Source organism: uncultured Algimonas sp., assembly GCF_947498175.1.
Taxonomy (GTDB): Bacteria; Pseudomonadota; Alphaproteobacteria; order Caulobacterales; family Maricaulaceae; genus Litorimonas.
Genome location: NZ_CANMJB010000004.1, coordinates 103,586 through 129,361, shown reverse-complemented (window position 1 = coordinate 129,361; position 25,776 = coordinate 103,586). Strand labels below are relative to the sequence as shown.

The 25,776-nt window shown below is 64.5% G+C and carries 21 protein-coding genes; 13 read left to right on the top strand and 8 right to left on the bottom strand.

The window, feature by feature from the left end:
- The first annotated feature begins 8 nt into the window (after window positions 1-8).
- From Q0718_RS07640 to Q0718_RS07600, 9 genes are all read left to right on the top strand, one after another.
- Window positions 9-950, top strand: a complete 942-nt coding sequence (locus tag Q0718_RS07640) for a hypothetical protein (protein WP_298915868.1) — start codon at window positions 9-11, stop codon at window positions 948-950.
- Window positions 947-1,342 (top strand): nuclear transport factor 2 family protein, encoded by a 396-nt coding sequence (locus tag Q0718_RS07635; protein WP_298915865.1) that lies wholly within the window; start codon window positions 947-949, stop codon window positions 1,340-1,342. The genes Q0718_RS07640 and Q0718_RS07635 overlap by 4 nt, the downstream gene beginning before the upstream one ends.
- Entirely contained in the window at window positions 1,339-2,196 is an 858-nt protein-coding gene (gene hemF, locus Q0718_RS07630; RefSeq protein WP_298915862.1) for an oxygen-dependent coproporphyrinogen oxidase, read from the top strand. Before Q0718_RS07635 ends, hemF begins: the two co-directional genes overlap by 4 nt.
- A 215-nt stretch (window positions 2,197-2,411) precedes the next feature.
- Window positions 2,412-3,563: a hypothetical protein gene (locus Q0718_RS07625; RefSeq protein ID WP_298915859.1), complete on the top strand. Its 1,152-nt coding sequence runs from the start codon at window positions 2,412-2,414 to the stop codon at window positions 3,561-3,563.
- A gap of 192 nt (window positions 3,564-3,755) precedes the next feature.
- Window positions 3,756-5,420 (top strand): AMP-binding protein, encoded by a 1,665-nt coding sequence (locus Q0718_RS07620; protein WP_298915856.1) that lies wholly within the window; start codon window positions 3,756-3,758, stop codon window positions 5,418-5,420.
- 1 nt (window position 5,421) lies between these two features.
- The gene (locus Q0718_RS07615) at window positions 5,422-6,360 is read left to right on the top strand and encodes an NAD(P)-dependent oxidoreductase (protein WP_298915852.1); all 939 of its coding nucleotides are present in this window, start codon (window positions 5,422-5,424) and stop codon (window positions 6,358-6,360) included.
- 46 nt (window positions 6,361-6,406) lie between these two features.
- A complete protein-coding gene (locus Q0718_RS07610) occupies window positions 6,407-7,549 on the top strand; it encodes an alkane 1-monooxygenase (protein ID WP_298915849.1) in 1,143 nt (380 codons plus the stop codon).
- 37 nt (window positions 7,550-7,586) lie between these two features.
- Entirely contained in the window at window positions 7,587-8,138 is a 552-nt protein-coding gene (locus tag Q0718_RS07605; protein ID WP_298915846.1) for a DUF1993 family protein, read from the top strand.
- 181 nt (window positions 8,139-8,319) lie between these two features.
- Window positions 8,320-9,861, top strand: coding sequence for a DEAD/DEAH box helicase (locus Q0718_RS07600; protein WP_298915843.1), 1,542 nt, complete (start codon window positions 8,320-8,322; stop codon window positions 9,859-9,861).
- Here Q0718_RS07600 and Q0718_RS07595 read toward each other — a convergent pair.
- Complete coding sequence (locus Q0718_RS07595; RefSeq protein ID WP_298915840.1) at window positions 9,858-13,469, bottom strand: mechanosensitive ion channel domain-containing protein; 3,612 nt, start codon at window positions 13,467-13,469, stop codon at window positions 9,858-9,860. The two genes, Q0718_RS07600 and Q0718_RS07595, sit on opposite strands and share 4 nt — an antisense overlap.
- A gap of 64 nt (window positions 13,470-13,533) precedes the next feature.
- Here Q0718_RS07595 and Q0718_RS07590 point away from each other — a divergent pair, with 64 nt between their 5' ends.
- Window positions 13,534-15,351, top strand: a complete 1,818-nt coding sequence (locus Q0718_RS07590; protein ID WP_298915838.1) for an ATP-binding cassette domain-containing protein — start codon at window positions 13,534-13,536, stop codon at window positions 15,349-15,351.
- Between the two features lie 43 nt (window positions 15,352-15,394).
- Here the strand turns inward: Q0718_RS07590 and Q0718_RS07585 are convergent, their stop codons facing one another.
- Entirely contained in the window at window positions 15,395-16,006 is a 612-nt protein-coding gene (locus tag Q0718_RS07585; protein ID WP_298915836.1) for a YceI family protein, read from the bottom strand.
- A gap of 44 nt (window positions 16,007-16,050) precedes the next feature.
- On the opposite strand from Q0718_RS07585, the gene Q0718_RS07580 reads away from it, so the two are divergent.
- Window positions 16,051-16,857 carry a PPK2 family polyphosphate kinase gene (locus tag Q0718_RS07580; protein ID WP_298915834.1) on the top strand — a complete coding sequence of 269 codons (807 nt, stop codon included), beginning with the start codon at window positions 16,051-16,053 and terminating at the stop codon, window positions 16,855-16,857.
- A gap of 3 nt (window positions 16,858-16,860) precedes the next feature.
- On the opposite strand, the gene putA is transcribed toward Q0718_RS07580, so the two are convergent.
- Window positions 16,861-20,262 (bottom strand): bifunctional proline dehydrogenase/L-glutamate gamma-semialdehyde dehydrogenase PutA, encoded by a 3,402-nt coding sequence (putA, locus tag Q0718_RS07575; protein WP_298915832.1) that lies wholly within the window; start codon window positions 20,260-20,262, stop codon window positions 16,861-16,863.
- A 107-nt stretch (window positions 20,263-20,369) separates the two neighbouring features.
- Here putA and Q0718_RS07570 point away from each other — a divergent pair, with 107 nt between their 5' ends.
- Complete coding sequence (locus tag Q0718_RS07570) at window positions 20,370-21,593, top strand: FAD-dependent oxidoreductase (RefSeq protein WP_298915830.1); 1,224 nt, start codon at window positions 20,370-20,372, stop codon at window positions 21,591-21,593.
- On the opposite strand, the gene Q0718_RS07565 is transcribed toward Q0718_RS07570, so the two are convergent.
- Window positions 21,590-21,895: a hypothetical protein gene (locus Q0718_RS07565; protein WP_298915827.1), complete on the bottom strand. Its 306-nt coding sequence runs from the start codon at window positions 21,893-21,895 to the stop codon at window positions 21,590-21,592. The genes Q0718_RS07570 and Q0718_RS07565 overlap by 4 nt on opposite strands.
- 303 nt (window positions 21,896-22,198) lie before the next feature.
- Between Q0718_RS07565 and Q0718_RS07560 the strand changes: the two genes are divergently transcribed.
- Window positions 22,199-23,560 (top strand): NAD-dependent succinate-semialdehyde dehydrogenase, encoded by a 1,362-nt coding sequence (locus tag Q0718_RS07560; protein WP_298915824.1) that lies wholly within the window; start codon window positions 22,199-22,201, stop codon window positions 23,558-23,560.
- Between the two features lies 1 nt (window position 23,561).
- On the opposite strand, the gene Q0718_RS07555 is transcribed toward Q0718_RS07560, so the two are convergent.
- From Q0718_RS07555 to Q0718_RS07540, 4 genes are read right to left on the bottom strand one after another with little or no spacing between them, the layout of a single operon-like run.
- Complete coding sequence (locus Q0718_RS07555) at window positions 23,562-23,963, bottom strand: DUF1178 family protein (RefSeq protein ID WP_298915821.1); 402 nt, start codon at window positions 23,961-23,963, stop codon at window positions 23,562-23,564.
- A complete protein-coding gene (locus Q0718_RS07550) occupies window positions 23,960-24,742 on the bottom strand; it encodes a carbon-nitrogen hydrolase family protein (protein WP_298915818.1) in 783 nt (260 codons plus the stop codon). The genes Q0718_RS07555 and Q0718_RS07550 overlap by 4 nt, the downstream gene beginning before the upstream one ends.
- A 13-nt stretch (window positions 24,743-24,755) precedes the next feature.
- The gene (gene grxC / locus Q0718_RS07545; RefSeq protein WP_298915815.1) at window positions 24,756-25,016 is read right to left on the bottom strand and encodes a glutaredoxin 3; all 261 of its coding nucleotides are present in this window, start codon (window positions 25,014-25,016) and stop codon (window positions 24,756-24,758) included.
- 37 nt (window positions 25,017-25,053) lie between these two features.
- Complete coding sequence (locus Q0718_RS07540) at window positions 25,054-25,755, bottom strand: ComF family protein (RefSeq protein ID WP_298915813.1); 702 nt, start codon at window positions 25,753-25,755, stop codon at window positions 25,054-25,056.
- Window positions 25,756-25,776 lie beyond the last annotated feature (21 nt).

Below are 25,776 nucleotides of genomic sequence, written 5' to 3'. Positions count from 1 at the left end.
AGGCGCGCGTGCTAAGCAAGACTTACAAGTTCGAATTGCCGGACGACCCGGTGCGCTGGACCTTCCGGGTCAAGGACCGGCTTTTCCCGTTCGAACGGACATTCCGGCTCACCAGAGACGGGCAGACCGTCCATGAGGAAACCCTCGGCTCGACAGACATAGCGATCAGCGGAGCGAATTGCGTCCGCGTGCCGGAACACGATCTGGAGATCGAATACGGCGCCGTCGATCTTCTGCGGTACGGCACCGTTGCGCGCCGTGGGCAAAAGATCGTCTGGCGCAGTACGGACAAGCCGTTCCGCGAGCCCGGACGGTTCGACGAGACACTGGAGATATGGAACGCCGAAGCCGCCGATCCGCCGAACCCAAGTCCCGAACAGCGCGCCCGCGCCGAACGGCAGAAGGCGCTGCAGCCGTCGCTCTATGTCGATCTGGCCTTCGGGCTGGCCTTCTTTTTCGTAGCGCGCGAGTTCGGCCTGGTCACGGCGGCCCTGACGGGCGCGGGCGCGACTTTCGCGCTGTTCCTGATCAACCCGTTCGTGCGGTGGGATCTGCTGGGCGGGTTCGCCGCCTTCGGCGCGGCCATGGCGTTGATCAGCGCGGGGCTGGCCTGGGGATTCCAGGACGACCTGGCGATCAAGCTGCGCGGCACGGTCATGGCCTTGATCGGCGCGGCGGCCGCCCTGTTCGATGCCCTTGTCCTGAAAGGCGGCTATCTGGGCAAGCGCATGGCGATGTACATGGAGGGGCTCGGCCCGATCGACCCCCGGCGCGCGTCTTTCGCTCTGGCGGGCGCGACCTTGCTCATCATGGCGATCGACACGCCGCTCGCCTTCATTCTGACGACGGAGCAGTGGATCTGGTACAATGCCTTTCTCGACATGTTGATCGCCCTGCCGATCATCCTCGGCGCCATGTATCTGGCGCGCGACAGAGGGACCGGATCATGACCGACCCGCTTGCCCGCTGGCATGCCTATATTGACGCGCCCACGCCGGACGCATTGAACGCTCTGCTGCACGACGACGTCGTCTTCCATTCGCCCGTCGTTCATACCCCGCAGCGCGGCAAGGCGCTCACCTTCGCCTATCTGTGGGCGGCGAGCGAAACGCTGGGCTCTGACAGTTTCGAATATCTGCGCGAGGTGGTGGACGCCAACACCGCCGTGCTGGAATTCCGCACCGAAATGGACGGCATCGCCGTCAACGGCGTGGACATGATCGAATGGGACGAAAGCGGCCTGATCACCGATTTCAAGGTCATGGTGCGACCGCTCCAGGCCATGGACATCGTCCACCGGAAGATGGGCGAAAGGCTGGCCAGCATGAAAGCGTCGCGATGACCGACAGACAGGATATGGCCTCGGCCTGGTTCCGGGACCTGCGCGACCAGATCTGCGCCGAGTTCGAGGCGCTGGAACGCGAAGCCCCGGCCGATCTCTATCCGGGCGAGCCCGGCACGTTCGAGTACACGGATTGGCAGCGACAGGTCGAAGACGGCGGCGGCGGCACTGGCGGCATGCTGCGCGGGCGTTTCTTCGAGAAATGCGGCGTGCATGTCAGCATGGTCAAAGGCGAATTCACGCCCGAAATGGCCGCCAGCATCCCCGGCGCGGCGGACGATCCGCGTTTCTGGGCGGCAGGCATCAGTCTGATCGCGCATCTGCGCAATCCGCGCGTTCCGGCCGTGCACATGAACACGCGCTACATCGTCACCACACAGGACTGGTTCGGCGGCGGGGCGGATCTGACGCCCACTTTGCAGGCGCAGCGCACCCAGGACAATCCGGACGCGGTGGCGTTCCATGCCGGGATGCGCGCGCCCTGCGAGGCGCACGGCGTGGACTATGTCCGCTTCCGCGATTGGTGCGACGAATATTTCCACCTGCACCACCGCGACGAACCCAGAGGCATTGGCGGCATCTTCTACGACCGCTACAATAGCGGAGATTGGAAGGCCGACTTCGCCTTCACCCAGGATGTCGGCCGCGCCTTCCTGTCTACCTACTCGGCAATCGCGCGCGGCCGGATGAGTGAGCCCTGGACCGAGGCGGAACGCGAGGAACAGCTGATCCTGCGCGGGCGCTATGTCGAATTCAACCTGCTCTGGGACCGCGGCACGACCTTCGGCCTGAAGACCGGCGGCAATGTCGCGACCATTCTCAGCAGCATGCCTCCGATCGTGAAGTGGCCGTAAAACTACACTTGACTATAGCACATATATAAAAGTTGCGCATATTTTAAAATTGATGCAGTTATGGTTTGATATTAAGCATTCGCGAGCATGTAGTGTCCCAACTTTTTACTGGGCAGAAGCCCCGACTGATTCCTAGTAATAAATCAGACGAAGACAGGGCGACCTCCAGTTTCCTAGCTGTGTTCATTAGCGTCTTTGCATTTAGGCAGGCACTCATGAAGTCTATCGGGCGCTCTGTTAGAAAATCTGGAAACGACATACAAGCTGAATTGCATCCGTCATTTCGTGGCAAATACTCCAACACCGATATTCCTGATGGCATGATTCAGCATAAAAGGGGCGATGCAATTTGGCGAGCTGCTGTAGAAGTCAAGGTAAAATCAAGCGACCTCGATCTGCCGCAACTTGAACGCTATCTTAAGCAAGCTAGCGAGCATGGATTTAATGCACTGGTTACAATATCAAATGAGATGTGCATATCTCCAGATCGACCGCCTCTTCGACTAAAGACTTCAGACAGAAAGCTTAAAGATATTGAACATTTCCATTGGTCATGGTCGGCTATACGTCATCAAGCTATGAATCTACTAGAAGACGACAACTTTGATGATGAGGGCCAGCGTTACATTCTCTCAGAATTTGTCAGATTTCTTCAAGACTCTGCTACAGGCGTAGAAGGCTTTAAGCAAATGGGAAAGCATTGGAAAGAGCTGGTTGAAGATTTACGAACACGTGCAGCAGGAACACCTCAAGAGTTTTTTGAACAAGCTGTTTCAGATTGGCATCAAGAATGTGCTGATTTATCTTTTCAGTTATCTAGTTGCCTAGGTCAGCGCGTAACACAAGTTCTTTCAAAAACGACGAAAACTAGAGAGGCGAGACTCGACAAAGATGTTGAGCACCTAATGAAAACCGGAGACCTTAAAGCTGAGTTTGATGTTGGAGATGGCAACAATTATTTATCGATTTGCTTAGAGATTGATCAAAGAACATTACGAATTTCTAAAAGATGCGAGCTCCCAAAAAATGTCAAAACTCCTCACAAACGGATAGAGCATTTTATTCGTAAGATTGCTGGCAAGGATGAAGAAGCCGAAGATGGGCAGCATGAGGGAATGCGAATAAGCGTGAAATGGCCTTATGTCTCTAACATGACAAGCACTACACTATTTGATGCTATGCAGGATGTTTCAAATGGCGAATTGTCAAAAAACCGGCTAATAAACAACGATAAGGATACGGTTCAATACGTTGAGTTACAGTATTGCCCAATTGGTGTTGCAAGCAAAGTCAGCAGCCGGAAAAGTGTTATAGATCTTGTGGAACAGAGCTTGTCCCATTTCTGTGACCATTATCTGGAAATCTAATTCTCTTAAGCCTTTTGTCACATAGCGTTATCGAAACGAACTGATGGAAGACAACGCTTTTCTATCTCTACGCATCACCCTACAGATAGCCATACCCATCTGCACCGATTGTCCTTGCCCTCGCCCCGCCCGCACTGGCAATCCTCATATCCGAGAGGCCGATAACGGCCCGGTGATCGTGGGAGAGTGGAGATGGCGGAGCGGGCTTGGTTGAAAGTTCACGAGGCGTTGGGCGCGGTGCCGCCCGACTTCCAGGACCTGCCCTTCGGCGGCTATGTCGAACGCCATGCCCGCAACAATCCGGACGCCGTGGCTCTGCGCTTCATGCAGTCCGCGACGACCTATGGCAAGCTGGACCGGCTGGCCAACCGCTTCGCCAATGTACTGGCCGGACTGGGCGTGGGGCGCGGGGATGTGGTCGGGCTGCACATGCCCAACATTCCGCAATACGCTGTCGCTGTCGCCGCCCTGTCGAAGCTGGGCGCGATCGGATCTGGCGTGTCGCCTTTGCTGGCTCCGCCGGAGCTGGCCCACCAGATCGACGATGCGGGCATCTCGCTGCTGGTCACCCTGTCGGACTTCGCGCCTGCCTTGGCCGCCATGCCACATGTGCCGGACGGTCTGGAGCACCTCATCAGCGTCGGGGCGGGCGACACGCTAGGCGCGCCGGACATTGCGCCGATGGACCTGGCGGGCGTGGACGGCCATACGTGGCAGAATCTGACGGCGGAGGCGCCGGACACCTTCGCCCAGGTCGATGTCGACCCGCACGACACCTTCATGATCCAGTATACGGGCGGGACGACCGGCCGGCCCAAAGGCGCGGAGTTGAGCCATCGCAACGTGATGCACAATCCGCGCATGGTCGCCGCGCTCGACCCGGATCTGGAAGCCTATGCGGAGCGCTACGCCTCCGCCTTTCCCTTCTTCCATATTGCGGGTCTGTCGATGATCTGCAGCGCCGTGATCCACGGCGCGGAATTGTTCCTGTTGCCCGATCCGCGCGACGTGGATCATTTCGTGGACATGATGCGGGCTCATCCGCCGACGATCCTGGCGGGCGTGCCTGCGCTCTACGACATGCTGCTGGCCCATCCGGGCTTTGCGCAAGTGGATTGGTCGCGATTGAAAGTGGCGAAATCCGGCGCCGCGCCGCTGACCCGCACGACGTATGACAAACTGTCCGCGGTGATCGGCGCGAACAAGATCGCCGACGTATTCGGCATGACCGAAACCGGCCCTTGCCACATCGCCCATCCCGTCAGCCGCTACAAGCTGGGCAGCATCGGCGTGCCCATGCCCGGAACCGACCTGAAGATCATGGATGTCGAAACCGGCACGACCGAGATGCCGGCCGGCGAACCGGGCGAGATCGTCACCGCCGGACCGCAGGTGATGCGCGGCTATCTCGGCCTGCCCGGCGAGAGCGCGCGAGCCCTGCGCGAGATCGAGGGGCGGCGCTACATGTTCACCGGCGATGTCGGATATCTGGACGCGGACGGGTACGTCTTCCTGTGCGACCGCGCCAAGGACATGCTGGTCGTCGGGGGGTTCAAGGTGTTCTCCGTGGAAGTCGAGGACAAGCTGAAGGCGCATCCGGACGTGGCCGAGAGCGCCGTTGTCGGCGCACCGGACGAAGCGCGTCCCGGCAACGATATCGTGCACCTCTTCGTGCAGCGCGCCCCGGACAGCGCGGGCTCAGACCGTGATGCGAAAGACCGCATCCGCGACTGGATCCGCGCCAACATGGCCCCCTACAAGGTGCCGAAACATATCCATGTCGTGGACGCGATCCCGCTGACACCCGTCGGCAAGATCGACAAGAAAGCCATGCGCGCGCAGGTGAGAGACCGATAGAATGAACATAGCGCCGCCCGGCTCCGTCGTCATCTTGGGCGAGGATGCGAACGATATCGCCGCGCATCTTTCGCCCGCCCTGCCCACTCTCGATGTGCGGATCGGCGGACCGGCACCGGATGCGCCCTACGCCGTGATCGGGTTCGCGCCCGGTGAGGCGATCGCCGATTACGGTTCCGCCGACTGGATCCACATCAGCGGGGCGGGTGCGAACGGCATGCTGGGCGCCTTGTCCGACACGGCTTCGACGCCACCTGCGCTCATCACTCGGACCGTCGGTCGGATGGGGCGGCAGATCGGGGAATATGTGCTGTCCTACCTGCTGGCCGACGCGCAAAGACACGCGGTGCGGCGGCGGCTGCAGCGCGACCATGACTGGGACGTGGCGGCCGGAACCCCGGACCTGATCGACGGCAAGACGGCGCTGATCCTCGGCACGGGCGGGATCGGGTCCGGCGTGGCGCTGGTGATCGGCGCGCTCGGTGTGAACTGCACCGGGGCCAGCCGCAGCGGACGGGCGCGCGATCCGTTCGCGCAGGTCGTCGCGATGGACGCCCTCCCTAAGAGGCAGGAAGCCGATTTGGTCGTCGGCGCCTTGCCGCTGACGCCGGAGACGCAAGGCCGCATCGACGCGCGCGTTTTCGACCGTCTTGACAGCGCGTTGTTCGTGAATGTCGGGCGCGGCGCAACGGCCGATATCGACGCGGTGACGGCCGCGCTGGCTGCCGGGCGATTGCGCCATGCCGTGCTGGATGTGGTGCCGACCGAACCCCTGCCGCCCGGCAGCCCGCTCTGGGATCATCCGGGCATCACCATCACGCCGCACGTGTCGGGCCTGACCTTGCCCGACGACACGGCCGCAGCCTTCGTCGCGGCCTACCGTGCGCTCGAAGACGGGCGCAGACCGGACCTCGTTGTGGATCCGGAAGCCGGTTATTGACAACATTATCAGCAATTGTATGGTAGGCTTGCAAAGGAAGACCATCATGACGACCGCCGCGCCGCTGCACGCCCGCCCCTCCGCCAAACGCCATCTCTGGCTGATCTCGCTGACCTATCCGACCGTGCCGCTGCTCGGTCTCTGGCTGGCGCTGAGCTTGGACCAGCCCGCCTGGGTCTGGCTCACCACGGCTATCGTCTTCGGCCTGGCCCCCCTGCTGGACCATTTCATCGGCGACGACGAAGACGACTTGCTCGGCCTGATCGAGGACGAAGCCTCGCAGTCGCTCTTCTACCGCTACATGGTCCATGGCCTGCTCCCGCTGATCTATCTGACCTGGTTGCTGGGAGCTTGGGCGGCGGCGACCCATAGCTGGCCGGTCTGGGCCTATGTCGGATTGGGCATCGGCCATGGCTGGGGGCTGACCTTCGCCATCAACAGCGCGCATGAAACCGGTCACAAGCCGGACAGGCTGAGCAAATGGGTCGCCTTGCTGATGCTCGCCCCGTCCTTTCTCGGCCACTTCCGGGTCGAACATAATACGGGCCATCACAGCGACGTCGCCACGCCGCGCGACCACGCCACGGCGCGCTTCGGCGAAAGCTACTGGGCCTTCATCACCCGCGAAGTGCCCGGCGCCTGGGAACGCAGTTGGCGCATCGAGTCCAAGCGCGCCGCGCGCAAGGGCTATTCCAGATGGTCGCTCAAGAATGAAGTCGTCCAGACCGTGCTTATGCAGGTCGTCATCTGGGGCGCCGTCATCGCCTGGCTGGGCTGGGCCGCCCTGCCCTACATGATCATCGCCGCCGCGATCTCCACGACGGCGCTGTCGAGCCAGAACTACCTGGCCCATTACGGCCTGCTGCGCGACAAGCGCGCGGACGGGAAATACCTGCCCGCCCGGCCGCAGCACAGCTGGAACACGAACAGCCTGGTCACCAACATCACCAGCTACAACCTCGCCCGGCACAGCGACCACCACGCCAACCCGTCGCGCCACTACCAGTATTTGCGCAGCTTCGACGACGTGCCGACCCTGCCTTACGGCTACGGCGTCATGTATCTGCTCGCCTACGTCCCGCCCCTCTGGCGCCGCGTCATGGACCCGCTGGTGCTCGCCCATGTCGACGGCGACATGAGCAAGGTGCTGACGAAGGAGTTGGCGATTGCGGAAGGGGCGAAGCGGTAATAGACCGGGCCGACGACCCGTCCCGGAGATCGCTTTCATGACTGACGCCTACGCTCTGCTTGTCCCGACCTATCGGAACATGCTGAAAGCCTTGTCGGCCTGGCTCGATAAAGCGGACCAGGAAAGCCCAACGGAGACGGCCCAGGCGCATCTCTCCGCACGCCTGATCGATGACATGCTGCCATTATCATCGCAGATCGCCTTCGCCTGCTTGCAAGCCCAGGAACCGGTCCATAGGTTGCGCAACGAAGCCCTGCCCTCACATCTTGAGGTCTTGGCCGAAACTGGCCGGAATGCGGGAGACAGACCCGGCACGCTTCAAGAGGCACAGAAGAGGATCGGCAACGCGGTGGCGTTTCTCGACACGTTGTCACCGGACGCCTTGGCGCTGCGTGACGACTTCACCGTCACGCTCGACCTTCCCAACGGCATGACGTTCGATCTCTCGGGGCCGGATTACGTGCGCGATTGGGCGCTGCCGCAATTCTATTTCCACCTGAATACGGCCTACGCCATATTGCGTAAGGAGGGGGTGGAGCTCGGAAAGGCCGATTACGTTCCACACATGTTTGCCTATCTGCGGTCATAGCCGAACGTCGGATCGCATCGACGACCGGACAGACCCGTGCTCTATGCGGCCGGGGACGAGTCGTCCAACCGTGGACTCGCGTTGACAAGTCTCGTCTGCGCGCCCATGTGCGCTGCTTATCCGGGCCGGATTTGTAGCGCCAACGATGAGCGGCTAACGGCCCCTATTCAATCGGAACATCATGACATCTTTTTCTGAGCTCAAGCTCGCCGAGCCGCTATCGCGCGCGCTCACCACATTGGGCTACGACAGCCCCACCCCGATCCAGAAACAGGCCATCCCGCATCTGCTAGACGGCCGCGACCTGCTCGGCATCGCCCAGACGGGCACGGGCAAGACGGCCGCCTTCGCCCTGCCGTCGCTGGACTGGATCTTCACCGAGGCCGGCGATCCGCCCAAGCGCGGCGCGCGCGTCCTCGTCCTGGCTCCGACCCGCGAACTGGTCGGTCAGATCTATGACAGCTTCGTTTCCTACGGCCGGTTCATGATGGACCTGTCCGCGGCCAAGGTGGTCGGCGGCGTATCCATCAACAACCAGATCAAGAAACTGGTTTCGGGCAACGACGTGCTGGTCGCGACGCCGGGACGGTTGATCGACCTGCTGGATCGCAAGGCGATCACGCTCAAGGACGTCGAAATCCTGATCCTCGACGAGGCCGACCAGATGATGGATATGGGCTTCATCCACGCCCTCAAGAAGATCATCCCCCTGCTGCCCAGTGAGCGCCAGACCCTGTTCTTTTCCGCTACCCTGCCGCCCAAGATCAAGACGCTGGCGAACCAGTTCCTGACCGATCCCGTCAGCGTTACCGTGTCGCCGCCCAATACGACGGCCGACAAGGTCGAGCAGTCTCTGATCTTCGCCAAGAAGGACGAAAAGCCGATGCTGCTGGCCGACACTTTGCTGCAGCCGGATGTCGAACGCACGCTCGTCTTCACCCGCACTAAGCACGGCGCCGACCGGGTGGTGAAACGCCTCGCCCAGAACGGACTGCGGGCCATCGCCATCCACGGCAACAAGAGCCAGGGCCAGCGGCAGCGCGCGCTCGACGCCTTCAAGAGTCGGGCGGTCGACATCCTCGTCGCGACCGACGTGGCGGCACGCGGGATCGACATTCCCGGCATCACCCATGTCATCAACTACGAAATCCCGAACGTGCCGGAACAATATGTCCACCGGATCGGACGCACGGCGCGCGCGGAAGCGGAAGGCCGGGCCATCGCCTTCGTCGCGCCGGACGAAAAGCCGTATCTGAAAGATATCCAGAAGCTTCTGAAAGAGACCATCCCGGTCGAGCCGATGCCTGCCGACATGGCGGCGCGGATCAAGGCCATCGAAGCCCGGGACAAGGTCGACCGGGTCGATCTGACGCCCGATCAAGCCCGGACGGGCCGCGGCAAGTCCGGAAAGAAAAAGGACAGGTCGCGGGGCAAGAAGCCGTCCGGCGGCAGTCGGCCCGGGTCCGGCGGCCGGTCCAAGAGCCGCAACCCGGCGTCTTCGTCCGCCCCGTCCGAGCGTCCGGCAGCACCACGGGAAGAGCGCGCCGCGCGCACGGACGATCAGGGCTACCGTCGCCGCAAGTCCGCCCCGAAACGCGGATCCGACGCCCCGAAGCCTGCCGCGCAAACCGCCAAACCCGACCAGTCGCGCAGCACGACACGCCGCAAGGCTCCGAGCCGAAACGATGGCGGCAACCGCCCGCCGAAGCGGCGGGGCCGCTAGCTCTTCGTCTTGGCAGACGGTTTTTCCGCCGGCGGTTTTTTCGCCGGCGTTTTCTTCGCCGGTGACTTCTTCGCCTCCGCCTCGATCTGGGCATCCAGGCTGGAACCCTGACCGGGTCGTGCCGGGGCGACCGTCTTGGACTCGATGCCCAGCGGCATGTCCTGCGACCGGATATGCAGGTCGCGCTGTGGGAACGGGATCTCGATCCCGGCCTCGGCGAGGGCCTTGTTGATCTCCGTATGCAAGGTGTGGCGCACCGGGAAGCGGTCCTCGAAATTGCGCAGGAAGACCCGCACTTCGAAGTCCAGCGAGCTGTCGCCGAAGCCCAGGAAGAAGACCTGCGGCGGCGGAGTTTCCAGAATCTTGTTGTTGGACTTGACGATGTCCATCATGATTTCGCGCGACCGGTCCGTATCCGACCCGTACGCCACGCCGACATAGACGATGACGCGCGTGACCGAATTGGACAGCGTCCAGTTGGTCACTTCCTGGCTGATCAGGTTTTCGTTCGGAATCAGGATTTCGCGATTGTCCAGATCGCCCAGCGTGGTCGCGCGGATCTTGATGCGCGTGACCGTCCCGGAATTGTCGCCGATCGTGACGAAATCGCCGATTCGGATCGGGCGTTCGAACAGAATGATCAGGCCCGACACGAAATTGGCGAAGATCTTCTGCAGACCGATGCCGATGCCGAGCGACAGGCCACCGACGACCCATTGCAGCTGGCCCCATTGCAGGCCGATCCGTTGGAAGGCGAACACGATGCCCGTCGCGATGATGATGTAGCCGAGAATGGTGACGACGGCGTAACGCGCACCCGCATCGACGCCCATCCGGTTGAGAATGAAGATTTCCAGGAAGCCCGGTAGGTTGCGCGCCGCGATGATGGTCAATACGGCGATCACCACGGCCTGCAACACGGTCCAGAGCGTGATGCTCCGGGTGATCTCCTCGCCCGTATCGGAATTGACGTCGCCCGTGCCGATCTCGCCCAGCTGGAATCCGTCGAATATCGTCAACGCCGGCAGCAGGCCGGACCAGATGAACCAGAGCATGGCGGCCAGTCCGATCACGACCAGCGTCTTGAGCAGCTGCGCGGATTGGCGGCTCATGGCGGACACGTCGATCGCGTCCGTGTCGACCGGCGGCGGGGCGGGCATGTCCTCGCCCCGGGCTTCGGCGTCCTGCTGTTCCTGGCGTGCCTTGATCTGCGCTTCGCGCCGTTCGACCGCCTGGCGGTACTTGATCTGGCGCTGCGACACGGTGATGGCGCGCCGCACCGCACCGTAGAGGACGTAGCTCAGCAGCAGCACCCACAGGCTGGCGAACAGGCGGACAAGGATGTCGTCGGCGCTGTCATACCAGCCCGCCCCCGCCATCAGCGCCGCGAAGACCGGCAGGCCGATCGCGAAGACCGCCATCGGCACGCGGTAGCGGGTCAGGACGTTATTGTCAGACACGGCGGACGCATAGCTGTCGCGGGTGCGCCACAGCACCATGAAGAAGAAGGCCGCCAAGGCGGACGCGGTGACGATGAAAACGGCCAGCGAGAAGCCTTCGTAGATATTGTCGCCGCGCATGTTGGACATCACCGCCAGCAGGAAGGACGTCGTTCCCACGACCGGCAGGAACCAGCGCAGATTGTCCTGCACCGAATGGCGCAGCGATTTGTGCAGCTTGAAATGGGCGCCGAAAACCGACCGGTCGCGGTCGAAATAGCGCCAGGACACGATGATCAGTGAAAACAGCGACAGATAGCCGAACCCGTCCGACAGGCCGTCGACCAACAGGTCCGGATTGTCCGATGCCCCGAACAGGATCGACAACAGTCCGAAGATGAGCGGCCAAGGCAGCGCCATGACCAGGCAGGCGCCGATCACGGCCGGCGTGTGCCAGAGACTGTCCTGCTTGACCCGGCCGACATCGTCGGCGCGGTGCTTGATGTCCTGCCAGAGCGGAACGCGCAACCGGTACGCCAAAGCCACCGCCAGACCGAAGAACAGCACGACCGGCCAAAGCCGCCTGGCTTCGTCCAGCAGGACGACCGCCGCCGTGCGCAGTTGGGTCGGCGAGAACAGCTCCGTCGCCCCGCGCACGACTTTGCCGGGCCAGTCGAGCCCGATGGCCGGAACGCTGGGCACCCAAAGCAGGTTTTCATCCAGCACGGTCCGCAGCTCTTGGGCCCGCTTGGCGAGTTCGTTCTGCGCGGTCTGCAATTCGGCCACGGCGTTGATGCGGCCCGTCGCATTGGCCGAAATCTGGCGCAGGAAAGCGCGGCGCTGTTCGGCGAGTTGTCGAATGGCGGATGCCTCGCCGCGCGATAGCGCCCCCAGCGCCGGATTGGCGCGGCGCGCGGCCTGCAACAAGGACTCCGGATCGACGGCGCCGACGGGCATGTCGCGCAATTGTTCCTGCGCCACGACGCGCTGGCGCGTCAGTTGCGACAAAGCACGCTGCGTGTCTCGCAGATCGGCGCGCAGCTGCGGGGCCGGCGTGAGCTGATTGCCCAGACGGCGCAAGGTCGCCCCCGCTTCGCGGTCGAGCTGGCCGAGGCTGACCAGTTCGGTCGCCGCCGTCAGGTCGTTCTGGACGTTGGCCGTCGCCCCGCGCACGGCGGCCAGACGGCGGGACGTGACGGATTCGTCGCGCGCCATATTCGTCAACACGTCCGCAAGGCGCAGGTTTTCCCGTGCCATCTGCTCGATGAGCGGATGGGTCTCGTCCAGGCTGGCGACGAAGTCGCGCATGCGCTGGGCCTGCTGCGTGGCTTCGACCACCTTGCGCTGGCCCGTCATGTCCTGCAGCGCGAGGATTTCCTCAGTCAGGGCTTCGGCGCGCAGTTCCGCCAGATTCCGTCGCGCCGTGACGATTTCCTGCCGCACGGGCAGGCTGGCGATCTCGGCTTCGAGCGCGGCGATCTGGCGGCGCAGGAAATATTCGCGCGCGCGCAGCGCCTTGCGCCGCGCCTGTCCTATCCGGTCCAGCTCGCCCGTGCCGAGCGCGGTCAGGGCCGCGCTGACTTCGCCCAGCTGCGTGCGCGCCTGGTTGAGTTCGCGCGGCGCCGCCGTCAGCCGCGCGCCGATGTCGGAGGTCTGCGTGCGGTAGCCTTCCAGTTCCGCCTGCAGGACTCGCAATTGGCTTTCCTTGGCCAGCAGGGACTGTTCGGTCGCGAACATGGCGGCTTCGCCGACCAAGGCGGCATCCGTGCTCAGGGCGGGACGTTCGCGCAATTCCTGCTGCAGGACGTCGATCTCGTCGCGCAAAGCGGCCAGCGTCGCGCGGCCGGTTTCGACATCGCTGTTGAATTGCGCGGCAATCTCGCTCTGTTCCGCCGCGCCTTCGAGACGTTCCAACGCGGCCGTCAGGGACGTGCGCAGCTGTTCGGTCTGCTCTGCCGTCAGCGCGTCGTCGCCTTCAGGGTCGGCGGCGTCCAGCGCCTCGATCTGGGCGCGCAAGGACTGGGTGGTGAAGTCTGGCGCCGTGGTCGCGGCGGGAGCATCCTGCGCCGTGGCGGCGACCGGAATGAGCGTGAACAGGCTCAGCATCGTCCAGATCAAGGCCAGACCTGTCGCCGTCAATCCGGCGCGGATATGCATCGACCCGTTCATGAGGGCTGTTTTCGGGCTTTCGCGCGCATTGTAAAGCGAAGAGCGCGCCCATATGCGGTGCCGCATGGCCGAACCGCCCCTGATTTCCATCCAGTCCGCCGCCCTGACCTTCGGCGGCACGCCCTTGTTGAGCGCAGCCGACCTGTCGGTGTTCGCCCGCGACCGGGTCTGCCTGGTCGGGCGCAACGGATCGGGCAAGTCCACATTGATGAAGATCGCCGCCGGCCTGGCCGAACCGGATAGCGGCGACATCATCCGCCAGCCGGGCGCCAATGCCCGCTATCTTGAACAAAGCCCAGACCTGTCCGCTTTCGCGAGCGTGCGCGACTATATCGAAGACGGGCTGGTCGGCGCGGAAGGGTTCGACCTCAGCGCGGGCGGGCGCGTCCCCTATCTGCTGGACGCGCTTGGCCTCAAGGGCACGGAAGACCCGGCCACCCTGTCGGGCGGGGAGCGGCGCCGCGCCGCGCTGATTCGCACGCTCGCGCCGGAACCGGACGTGCTGCTGCTGGACGAACCGACCAACCATCTGGATCTTCCCGCCATCGAATGGCTGGAAAGCGAACTGTCGGCTTCGCGTTCGGCCTTGGTCCTCATCAGCCACGACCGGCGCTTTCTGGAAAACCTCTCGCACCGCGTCGTCTGGCTCGACCGCGGCGAGACGCACACGCTCGACAAAGGGTTCGCCCATTTCGAGGACTGGCGCGACGAGATGCTCGAACGCGAGGCGCTCGACCGGCACAAGCTGGCGCGCCAGATCCACCGCGAGGAACATTGGGTCACGCACGGAGTGAGCGGACGGCGCAAGCGCAATGTCCGCCGCCTGAAGGAACTCGGCACACTCAAATCGACGCTCAAAGATGCCACGGGTCCACAGGGCAATGTATCCATCACGGTCAGCGAGGCCGACAAGTCGGCCAAGCTCGTCGTCGAGATGAAGGGTGTGTCTTTCGCCTATGGCGACCGGCCCATCGTGGATACGCTCGATCTGCGGATCATGCGCGGCGACCGTCTCGCCGTGATCGGGCCGAACGGGTCGGGCAAGACGACGCTGCTGAAACTCATGACGGGCGGGCTGGAGGCGCAGTCCGGCACGATCCGGCTGGGCGAGAACCTGGAACCGCTGGTGATCGACCAGGCGCGGGCCGGGCTCGACCCGGAGATGAGCCTGCGCGACGCGATGGGCGACGGCAACGAGTCCGTGATCGTCAACGGCAACCCCGTCCATGTCATGCGCTACATGAAAGACTTCCTGTTCCGGCCCGAACAGGCGACGACCCCGCTGCGCGCCTTGTCCGGCGGGGAACGGGCGCGGGTGCAACTGGCCAGGGGATTGCGCCTGCCGAGCAACCTGCTGATCCTGGACGAACCGACCAACGATCTCGACTTGGAAACGCTCGACCTGTTGCAGGAAATGGTCAGCGACTATCCCGGCACGGTCATCCTGGTCAGCCACGACCGCGACTTCATCGACCGGCTCGCCGCCCGCACGCTGGCCTATGAGGGACCGGCGGACTGGCGGATCTATCCGGGCGGATATTCCGACATGACCCGCCAGCGCGGCCAGGGCGTGCAGGCGCGGCGGAGCGATGAGGGCAAGGCGCCGAAGAAGGCGGCATCCGCCAAACCGCGCAAAGGCCGCGAGGCTAAGATGTCCTACAAGGAGACCTTCCGGCTGGAACGATTGCCTGGCGAAATGGACGGGTTGCGGTCGCGCATCGACGCGCTGAACGCAGAACTGGCCGATCCGGAGCTCTATGCGCGCAATGCGGCCCGCTTCGCCGAAGCGTCGGCGGCGCTGTCAGAAGCCGCCGATGCGCTCGACGCGGCCGAGCTGGAATGGCTGGAGCTGGAGGAAAAGCGGGAGTCGCTGGAGGAATAGACCGGCTTTCCCCTGAAATCTTGCCTCTGCCCGAGGAAGAAAGTCATTCCTGCTTCGACCGATCAGCCACCACCCGGATGTCCAGCCGCACCTCGCGCCCGACATGTTCGTCCGTATTCCATGGGTCCGCGCCGATGTTCCAGCGGGTCCGGTCGAGCGGGACGGTCGCGGTCATGACGGCGCGGTCGCCGGTTTCTTCGAGCGTGAATGGGAAAGAGAGCGGCAGGCTCCGACCTTTGAGGGTGAGCGTGCCGTCGGCGACGAATTGACCTCCGTCGGCGCGGATCGCATCCGTCTCGAACATTGCGACCGGGAAGTTTCGCGCGTCGAGCCAGACGGCGCTGGGCGCCGTGCTGTCGCGGTCGGTCGAACCGCCTTCGAACGATGCCAGCGGAACGCGCACGACGACGCGAGACGTCTCCGGCGCGGCCGGGTCGAAGGCGATGTCGGCATCGAAATCGGAGAATTCGCCCGTGAAAGCTTCGCCCTCTTGGGTCGTGGTGAAGCGCAGATGGCTTTCTGCCGCCACGACTGCATAATTCGTCTCGAACGCCGAGCCCGCGCTGATAGGGTCCGGCGCGGAGGCGGTTTCGCCGCAGGCGGCGAATAGCGGGACTGCGGCACTGAAGAGAAGGGGCAGGATGACGGCGCGCATGGCGATGTGGTAGCGCGGAACGATCCGTCATCCAAGGACCTTCCATGCCGCATCCTGACAGCCCCTTCCTCGCCGTGCCCGGCCAGCCCTTCGATCTATCCGACCGGCCGACCGCCATGGACGCCTTCGAGAGCCGCAGCGAAGCCAAAGCGGTGGCGCGCAGTTGCGGCGAGGACATCGCGGAATTGGCGCACAAGCTCTACGCCCTGTCGGAGCCGAAATTGCTGATCGTGCTGCAGGGCATCGATACGGCTGGAAAGAACGGCACGACCAAGGCGCTGTTCCGGCAGACGCCGCCGCTCAATGTGCGCGTCGCGCCCTTCAAGGCGCCGACCAAGCCGGAACTGGCGCACGATTTCCTCTGGCGCGTGCACAAGGTCGTCCCGGGCCAGGGCGAAATCGCCGTGTTCAATCGCAGCCATTACGAGGATGTTCTGGTCGTCAAGGTCCGGGAGATCGCGGACGCCGAAACGGTCGAGCAGCGATACGGCCAGATCAACGACTTCGAACGGCTATTGGCGGAGACCGGCACGACGATCCTGAAATTCATGCTGCATATCAGCCGAGACGTACAGGGCGAACGCTTGCGCGCCCGTCTGGAGGATCCGGGCAAGCGCTGGAAGTTCAATCCGGGCGATCTGGACGACCGCGCCTTGTGGGACGACTATATGGACGCCTACGAGACGATGGTGCGGCGCACCTCGACCGAGCATGCGCCCTGGTACGTCATTCCGTCCGACGACAAGAAAACCCGCAACGCCCTGATCGCGCAGATCGTCCACCAAGCCTTAGAGGACATGGATCTGCACTATCCCGATCCGGGCTACCGGCCGGACGATTACGACATCTGAACGCTACTCCGCCGCGGCCAGCAGCTGCGCATTGCCGCCGGACGCCGTCGTGTCGATGCAGACATGCTCTTCGCGCACCAGCATCAGCGGGTCGTCCGAGACGATCAGCGGCAGGATCGGGCCGTCGCGTTCCGATAGCGCCACGCGGCAGGCACGCTGTTCGTCCTGCGTGCCCCAATGCATCGCGACGGCGAAACCGTCCAGCGTGCGCAGCGACCCGGGATCGGCAGCCAGCAGCACCGCGCTGTTGCCGTAGCTCTGCGCCAGTTCGGCCTGCGCCGCCCGGGCCGCCTCGCCCGGGCCCAGACACAGCACCTTGCCCTTGGCATAAACGGAGAGCTGGTTGTCCTCGCCCGTCGGCCCGGGAAGCTCCGTCGTGGAAAGCGGGTCGAGCCGTGCAGGCGGCGCCGCGTCGATGACGGCCTGCGGATCCGGCGTGGGCGCTTCCGGGATATCCACGCGGCGCACGTCCTGCTTCGTGAAACGCTCCACATAGTCGGGACCGCCCGCCTTCGGACCCGTCCCGGACAGGGCCGAGCCGCCAAAGGGCTGCACACCCACGACGGCGCCGATCTGGTTGCGATTGATGTAGATGTTGCCGACGCGAAGGGCGCGCTTGGTCTCCTCCACCCGGCCGTCGATGCGCGTGTGCAGACCGAAGGTCAGCGAATAGTCGCGCGCGTTCACGGCCTCGATGATGGACGGAATATCTTCCGCGTCGAAACGCGTGACATGCAGGACGGGACCGAAGACTTCGCGGGTAACGTCCTCATAGCCGTCCACTTCGATCAGGGTCGGCGGGACGAACAGGCCCTGTGCGGGCCCGTCCAGCTGGAACAGCGGATCGTGTTCGGCGATATAGTCGAGCAGGCCTCGTCGCGCCCGGTCGTCGATGACGGGGCCGACATCGGTCGACAGCGACCAGGGATCGCCGAGGCGAAGTTCCGCCATAGCGTCCTTCAGCAGCCGCACGAACGGATCGTAGATGTCGGACTGCACGAACAGCACTCTGAGCGCCGAGCAGCGCTGGCCCGCACTCTGGAAACTGGATGCGAGAATATCGGCCACCGCCTGTTCGGGCAGCGCGGTGCTGTCCACGATCATGGCATTGATCCCGCCGGTTTCCGCGACCAGCGGCGCTTCGGGCGCCAGATGGCGCGCCACGCTGCGATGGATCGCCATGGCCGTGGCCGTCGAACCGGTGAAGACCACCCCGTCGACGCGCGGATCGGACGTCAGCGCCGCCCCGACCACCGCGCCTTCGCCCGGCAGGGTCTGCAACGCGGTCTCCGGCACGCCGGCCTCGTGCAGGATCTGCGTCGCGCGCATCGCGATCAGCGGCGTCGACTCCGCCGGCTTGGCGATGACCGCATTGCCTGCCGCCAGCGGCCCGGCCACTTCGCCGACGAAAATGGCCAGCGGGAAGTTCCACGGCGCGATGGCGGACACCGTGCCGAGCGGTTCGTCCGCATCGTCGGCGAAGGTCGCGTAATAGCGCAGGAAGTCGGCCGCCTCGCGCAACTCGGCGATGGCGTCTTCGGCCGTCTTCCCGGCTTCGCGCGCCAGCAGGGCGAGCAGTTCGGGGGCCGCGGCTTCCATCGCGTCGGCGGCGGCGGTCAGGACACGCGCGCGTTCGGCGGCGGCGGCGGACCAGGGTTCGGCGCGGGCGATGGCCTCGGTCGTGGCGACCGCATCGGCGAAAGCGACCGTGCCGACGACCTCGTCGGGGCGGGCCGGATCGGTGATGTCCACGCCCGATCCGAAGTCCCAACGATGCGTGCGGAAGCTCTCACGCGTCACATCACTCTCGTCCCCGGCATTCACTGCCGGGGACGACGTATGGGAGAGGCCCAGCATACGCTCCACCGTCATCAGATCGCGTAGGTCGTAGCCGCGGCTGTTTTCATGCGGCTCCGTCGTGTCGCGTGGAGCGGGCAGCATCGAAGCATGACGATCCTCGAACGGGTCGGCGATGATCTCGTCGATCCCGACATCCTTGTCCGTCACCTTGGCCACGAAGGAACTGTTCGCGCCGTTTTCGAGCAGGCGGCGGACGAGATAGGCCAGCAGATCCTCATGTTCGCCGACCGGCGCGTAGATACGCACGGGCTTGTCCAGTTTTTCGCGCAGATAGGCATGCAGCGCCTCGCCCATGCCGTGCAGGCGCTGGAATTCGTAGCCATGCTGACTCTGGCCATCCTGGTTGCGGGCCAGTTCCAGCACGGCGGCGACCGTGTGGGCGTTATGCGTGGCGAATTGCGGATAGAGCGCCGGCCGCGCGGCCAGCAGCTTCTCGGCGCACAGAATGTAGTTCCGGTCCGTATCGGCCTTGGTTTCGAAGACGGGATAGCGGTCCAGCCCCATGACCTGAGCGCGCTTGACTTCCGTGTCCCAATAGGCGCCCTTGACCAGGCGCACCATCAGGCGGCGGCCCGTATCCTCCGCAAGTGCGGCGACCCAGTCGATCACGGCCGGGCTACGCGGCCCGTAGGCCTGCACGACCAGACCGAGCCCGTCCCAGCCTTCCAACAGGGGATCGCGCGCCAGCGCTTCGACGATGTCCAGGTTCAACTCCAGCCGTTCGGACTCTTCGGCATCGATGTTGAAACCCATCCGTGCGTCGGCCGCCATCTTCGCCAGCTCGGCTACGCGCGGCAGCAATTCGTCCATCACGCGGTCGCGTTGGAATGCGTCGTAGCGCGGATGCAGCGCCGACAACTTGACGGAAATGCCGGGATTGTCGGCAATGTCGTCCGAATTGCAGCGCGCGGCCAGCGTCCGGATCGCGTCCGCGTAATCGCCGAAATAATGATCCGCATCCGGCATACTCATCGCCGCCTCGCCGAGCATGTCGTAGCTGTAACGATACTTGCCCGACGAGCGCCGGATCGCGCCCTGGATGGTCTCGCCCAGCACGAATTGGCGACCCATCACCTTCATCGCTTCGCGCACGGCGCGGCGGATGACCGGTTCGCCCAGCCGCTTGATCATGCCGCGCAGCGTGGTCTTGACCGGCGCACCGTCATCGAGAACCCGGCCGGTCATCATCAGCGCCCAGGTCGAGCTGTTGATCAGCGGGCTGGAGCTCCGGCCCAGATGGCGGCCCCATTGCGAGGGCGCGATCTTGTCCTCGATCAAGTCGTCCATCGTCTCGCTGTCCGGCACGCGCAGCAAGGCTTCGGCCAGGCACATCAGCGCGATGCCCTCGTCTGTGGACAGGCCGTATTCGGCCAGCATCAGCTCCATCAGGCCCGGCTTGGAATCCTCGCGCAGATGCCTGACGAGCGTGCGCGCCCGGTCCTGTATGTCATCGCGCAAGACCGGGTCGGTCAGGCGCGACGCGTCCGGCAAATCCGCCGTCGTCTGCCGCGATCGGTCGCGAATCCGTTGTCTGAGTGCGTTCATCCGTCTTTCCTATCGCGGCCCCGGCCGACTGTCGCCGACCCATGCGCAAGCGGAACGGAAAAGTCATTCCTTTGTTAGCACGGGATAGCCCTGCTAGAGACCCGCCCATGCCCGAACCGCACACGCTCATCATCGGCGCCTCTCACGCCGGATCGCAAGCCGCCGTCAGCCTGCGCCAGGCGGGCTATGGCGGACGCATCACGCTGCTGGGCGAGGAAGAGGTCGCCCCCTACCACCGCCCGCCTCTGTCCAAGGACTATCTGTCCGGCGACCGCGATGAGGCCGACATCCTGCTGCGCCCGGCCGAAAGTTATTCGGAACACGATATCGCGCTGCGGCTGGGGGTGCGCGCCGGGGCGATCGACCGCGCCAACAAGACCGTGCAGACCGAAGACGGCGATGCGCTGCTTTACGACAATCTGATCCTGGCGACAGGCGCGCGGGCGCGCCCGCTGCCGATCGAGGGCGCGGACCTGCCCAATGTCTTCTACCTGCGCAACACCGCCGATGTGGATGCGATCCGCGCGCGCGTGCGTCCCGGAAAGCGCGCCGTCATCATCGGCGGCGGCTATATCGGGCTGGAGACGGCGGCCTCCTTGCGCCAGCGCGGCATGGCGGTGACGTTGCTGGAAGCCCAGCCGCGCATCCTGCAGCGCGTGACCTCGGAACGGATGAGCGACTTCTACCGCCGCGTCCATACCGAAGAAGGGGTGGAGATCATCGAGAGCTGCATCGCGTCCTCCATCGTCGCCAACGGCGACACGCTCAGCGTGCGCACGTCCTGCGACCGGTCCTGGGACGCGCACATGATCGTCATCGGCATCGGGGTCCTCCCGAATATCGAACTGGCCGAATTCGCCGGGCTGGATATTGGCGACGGCATCGCGGTGAACGAATATTGCCAGACGACGGACCCGGACATCTACGCCATCGGCGACGTGTCCTGGCACCATAACGACTTCTACGACCGCGATGTCCGGCTCGAATCGGTGCCCAACGCGACCGAGCAGGCCAAGACCGTCGCCCGCCATATCACCGGCGCGGCCAAGCCCTATGACGCCCTGCCCTGGTTCTGGTCGGACCAGTTCGATCTGAAGCTTCAGATTGCGGGCCTGTCGGACGGTCATGACGACATAGTGGTGCGCGGCGATCCGGAAACATCGCGCAGCTTCGCCGCCTATTATTTCAAGGGCGAAACGCTGCTCGCCGTCGATGCGGTGAACGCCCCGCGCGATTTCATGCTGGCCAAGATGGCCCTGTCCAAGGGCCGGACGCTCGACAAGGCGACACTGTCGGATCCGGACGCGGACCTGAAATCCGCAATGGTTTAGACGATGCCGACCGGGGTCAGCGCCATATCGGGTTCGCGCAAGGTGCGGTAGGCTTCGCTGGCCTGCAGGGCGCGGTCCTTTTCGTCGGGTTCTTCCGCCTCAAGCGCGTCGGGTACGTCCTTCGCGCCGTCCAGCCGTTCGATGACCGGCCGGACTTGCGACAGGGCCGCGTCCAGCGGCGTGTCCTTCGGCGTCGCCGATGCGGCGGCCGACAGGTCGAAGGGATCGCGCAAGGCGGTGTGGGCCGTTTTGGACGCGGTTGCGGTGTCCGTCCTTGACGGAGTGATGGGTAACGAAGCCATGAAACAGCTCCTTTCTGCCATGCCGGTATCGGGACCGGCATGCACAGAATGGCGCACAGAACTTTATGACGGATGAAAACATATCGTTAACGGAACGACCATGATTGGCGCTGTAGCGCGCCATTGTTCCCGTCCATGATCCGACGGGACCGTTGCGGTACCGGCAGCCTCTATGTCGGAAAGCTTTCGCAAACCTTTCGGGTCTTCCGGCTTTCGGCTCTGTGGCCTAGAAACTTGCAGCCAGCCGGGCGCGTATGCCTTAGAGTTCCCCTTGTGCCGCCACACCCGCTTTCGGAGTCCTTCATGATCGCCACGACGAACCCCGCCACCGGCCGCGTCGAAGAGACGTATCGGCCGCATACGGACGCGGACGTCGATCTGGCGATCGCCCGGTCGGTCGTCGCGTTCGAGCGCCTCAAGCAGACGTCCATCGCCGAGCGCGCCGCCTGGATGAACAAGGCGGCCGACATTCTGGAGGCGGACGCGTCCCTGTTCGGACGCCTCATGACGGTGGAAATGGGCAAGCCGCTCGTCCAGGCCGAAGCCGAAGCGCGCAAGTGCGCCCGCGCCTGCCGCTACTATGCGGACAATGCGGCCGACATTCTGGCCGACGAACCGGTCCCGACGGAGCGGGCGCGCAGTTTCCGCCGCATCCTGCCGCTCGGGCCCGTGCTGGCCGTCATGCCCTGGAACTATCCGTTCTGGCAGGTGGTGCGCTTTGCCGCCCCGGCCCTGATGGCGGGCAATACCGGCCTGTTGAAACACGCGTCCAACGTGCCGCAATGCGCATTGGCGCTGCAAGACCTGTTCGAACGGGCGGGCTTTCCCAACGGCGCGTTCCAGACGTTGCTGATCGGCGGATCCAAGGTGGAGCGCGTCCTGCGCGATCCGCGCGTGCGCGCCGCCACCCTGACCGGCAGCGAACCGGCCGGGGCGTCGGTCGCGGCGATCTGCGGCAGCGAGATCAAGCCGACTCTGCTGGAGCTGGGTGGATCGGACGCCTTCATCGTCATGCCGAGCGCCGATCTGGACGCCGCCGTGGAAACGGCCGTGGCGTCCCGCACCAAGAATAACGGCCAGAGCTGCATCGCCGCCAAGCGCTTCATCGTCCATGCCGATGTTTACGACGCGTTTCGCGACCGCCTGCAGAGCGCGTTCGAGGCGTTGAGCGTCGGTGATCCGATGGATGCGGACACCGATATCGGCCCGTTGGTGAGCGCGGACGCCGCGACGGAGTTGTCGGAGCAGATCGAGCGCGCCGTGGCGCAAGGCGCGCGCCGCCTGACCGGCGCCGTGCCGCTCGACCGGGATGGCAGCTATTTCCAGCCGGGCATACTCGAAGGCATTACGTCCGACATGGACGCCTATGCCCAGGAACTGTTCGGCCCCGTCGCCATGCTGTTCGAGGTGGACGGTCTTGATGCGGCGATCGCACTGGCCAACGATTCCGACTTCGGGCTGGGATCGTCCATCTTCACGCAGGACGAAGCGGAAATCGAGCGCGCCTTCGACGAAATCGAGGCCGGATCGACCTTCGTCAACGCCATGACCTCGTCCGATCCACGTCTGCCCTTCGGCGGCATCAAGCATAGCGGATACGGCCGGGAGCTGGCGCGCGAAGGCTTGCTCGCCTTCTGCAACATCAAGACCTGCGCGGTCGCGTAACTTAGTTCAGTTTGTCCTTGGCCCGTTTCGGATCGAGCGCGGCCGGGAGCGGCAAGGCCGGAATGCCGTCCGCCAGCATGTCGCGCGCCTGCCGCGCCGTCGCTTGGCCGTAGATGCCGCGGGCGGGCTTTTCGCCCTCATGCATGGCGCGGGCTTCCTGCGCGAAGTTCTTGCCGACATCGTCGCAGTTCTGCGCGATTTCGCTGCGGATCGCCGCGGCGATGGCGGCACGTCGACCGGATGAGCGCACGGCCGGCGCCATGATGGCCTTCTCGACCGACCCGGATCCGCATTCCGGGCAACTCAGCAGGCCGGATTCCTTCTGGTCGTCATAATCGCCCATCGAGGCGAACCAGCCTTCGAAGGCATGGCCGTGCGCGCAGGTCAGGTCGTATTTGATCACCGCTGCCGCCAGGCCGGGATGCGCGCGCGGGCATCGCCTACGGCTTTCGGATCAATGTCCACCTTCAGCGGGCCGGGCCGGTCGTGATCCAGCACGCCCGCCACCTCGCCCCAGGGCGCTACGGCCATCGTGCGGCCCCAGGTCCGGCGGCCATCCGCATGGGATCCCGCCTGCGCGGGCGCCAGCACCCAGGCTCCGCTTTCGATCGCCCGGGCACGCAGCAGCGTTTCCCAGTGCGCCTTGCCGGTCGCGCGCGTGAACGCGGACGGCACGGCGATCATGTCCACCCCGTCCAAGGCGTAGCCGATATAAAGTGACGGGAAGCGCACATCGTAGCAGATGGACAGGCCGAGCTTCAGCCCGCCGACCGATGTCGTGACCGGTGCATCACCGGGGGCGTAGGCATCGCTTTCCCGGTAGCTCTCGCCTCCGGGCAGCGCTGCTTCGAACAGGTGGATCTTGTCATAGCGGGCGATCACCGCCCCGTCCGGGTCGATCAGGACCGAGCGGTTGGCGATGCGTCCGTCCTCGCGCCGGATCGCGGCCGAGCCGAGCAGGAAATGGATGTCCCGGTCGCGCGCCAGGTCGCGGTAGGGCGCGATGGTTTCGTCTTCGGGCCGCACGGCCGCCTGCAGCGCGTCCGCGTCCTTCTGCAGCAGCGGAGTCATTTCCGGGCTCAGCACGAAGGCCGCGTCCGTGTCGCGCACCATCGCGGCGACCGCCGCGAAGTTCTCCGCCGGATCGGTGCCGGACGTCAGCTGGAGCAGGGCGGCCTTCAAGGCGAAGCCTGCCCTAGCCAGCCAGCAGGGCGTCGAGCTTGCCCGCGCGCTCCAGCGCGGCCAGATCGTCCGACCCGCCGACATGCTCGCCATTGATGAAAATCTGCGGGAAGGTGTTCCGGCCGTTCGACCGCTGGTTCATCTCTGCGCGTTTGGTCTTGTCGGCCGCGGCCGGGATATCGATGATCTCCACGCCCTTCTTCTCCAGCAGCGCCTTGGCGCGGATGCAGTAGGGACAGAACATCTTGGAATACATTTCGACTTTGGCAGCCATGGAAGACCCTTTGTGGACGGAGGAATGTGGTGCGGACTTAAGGAGCCGGGAGCGGCTTTACAACGCGCGCCAGGCACAGCGCATCGACGCGCGCCGCACCGGCGCGCTTCAAGGTCCGGGTGCAGGCTTCCAGCGTCGCCCCGGTCGTCATGACGTCGTCCACCAGGACGAGCCGCCGCCCGGCGACCGCCTCGGGCCGTGCGACCTCGAACGCACCCTGGACATTGCGCCGCCGACCGGCCGCCGACAGACCGCCCTGGCTCGGCGTTTTGCGCGGGCGCAGCAGCATGTGCGCGTCCATCGGCACGCCGCACCGGCGCGACAGGGCGCGGGCCAGCAGGGCCGACTGGTTGTAACGCCGTTTGACCAGCCGGGTCCGGTGCAGCGGGACCGGCACGATCAGATCCGCATGGGCCAGCGCGACCCGTCCGGCGCGGTGCATCTGCGCGGCGAATGTGTGCAGCCGGTCCGTGTGCCCGCCATGCTTGAACGCCAGCACGAGCGAGCGCGACGCGTCGTCATATTGCAGCGCCGAGCGGGCCGTCGCATAGGCCGGGCGCCGGGCCAGGCAGGCCGCGCAGAGCAGGTCGAAGGCGCTGATGCCCGCAAGGCCCGTGACTTCGTGATCGAACGGATAGCCGCACGACGCACAGCACGGCTCGTCCAGGAATGTCAGCTGCGTGAACAGGTCCGTGTCGTCGGTCGGCGGCAAAACCGTATCGACGACCCATCGTCCCATCTCCGCCAGTCGTGATTGCAA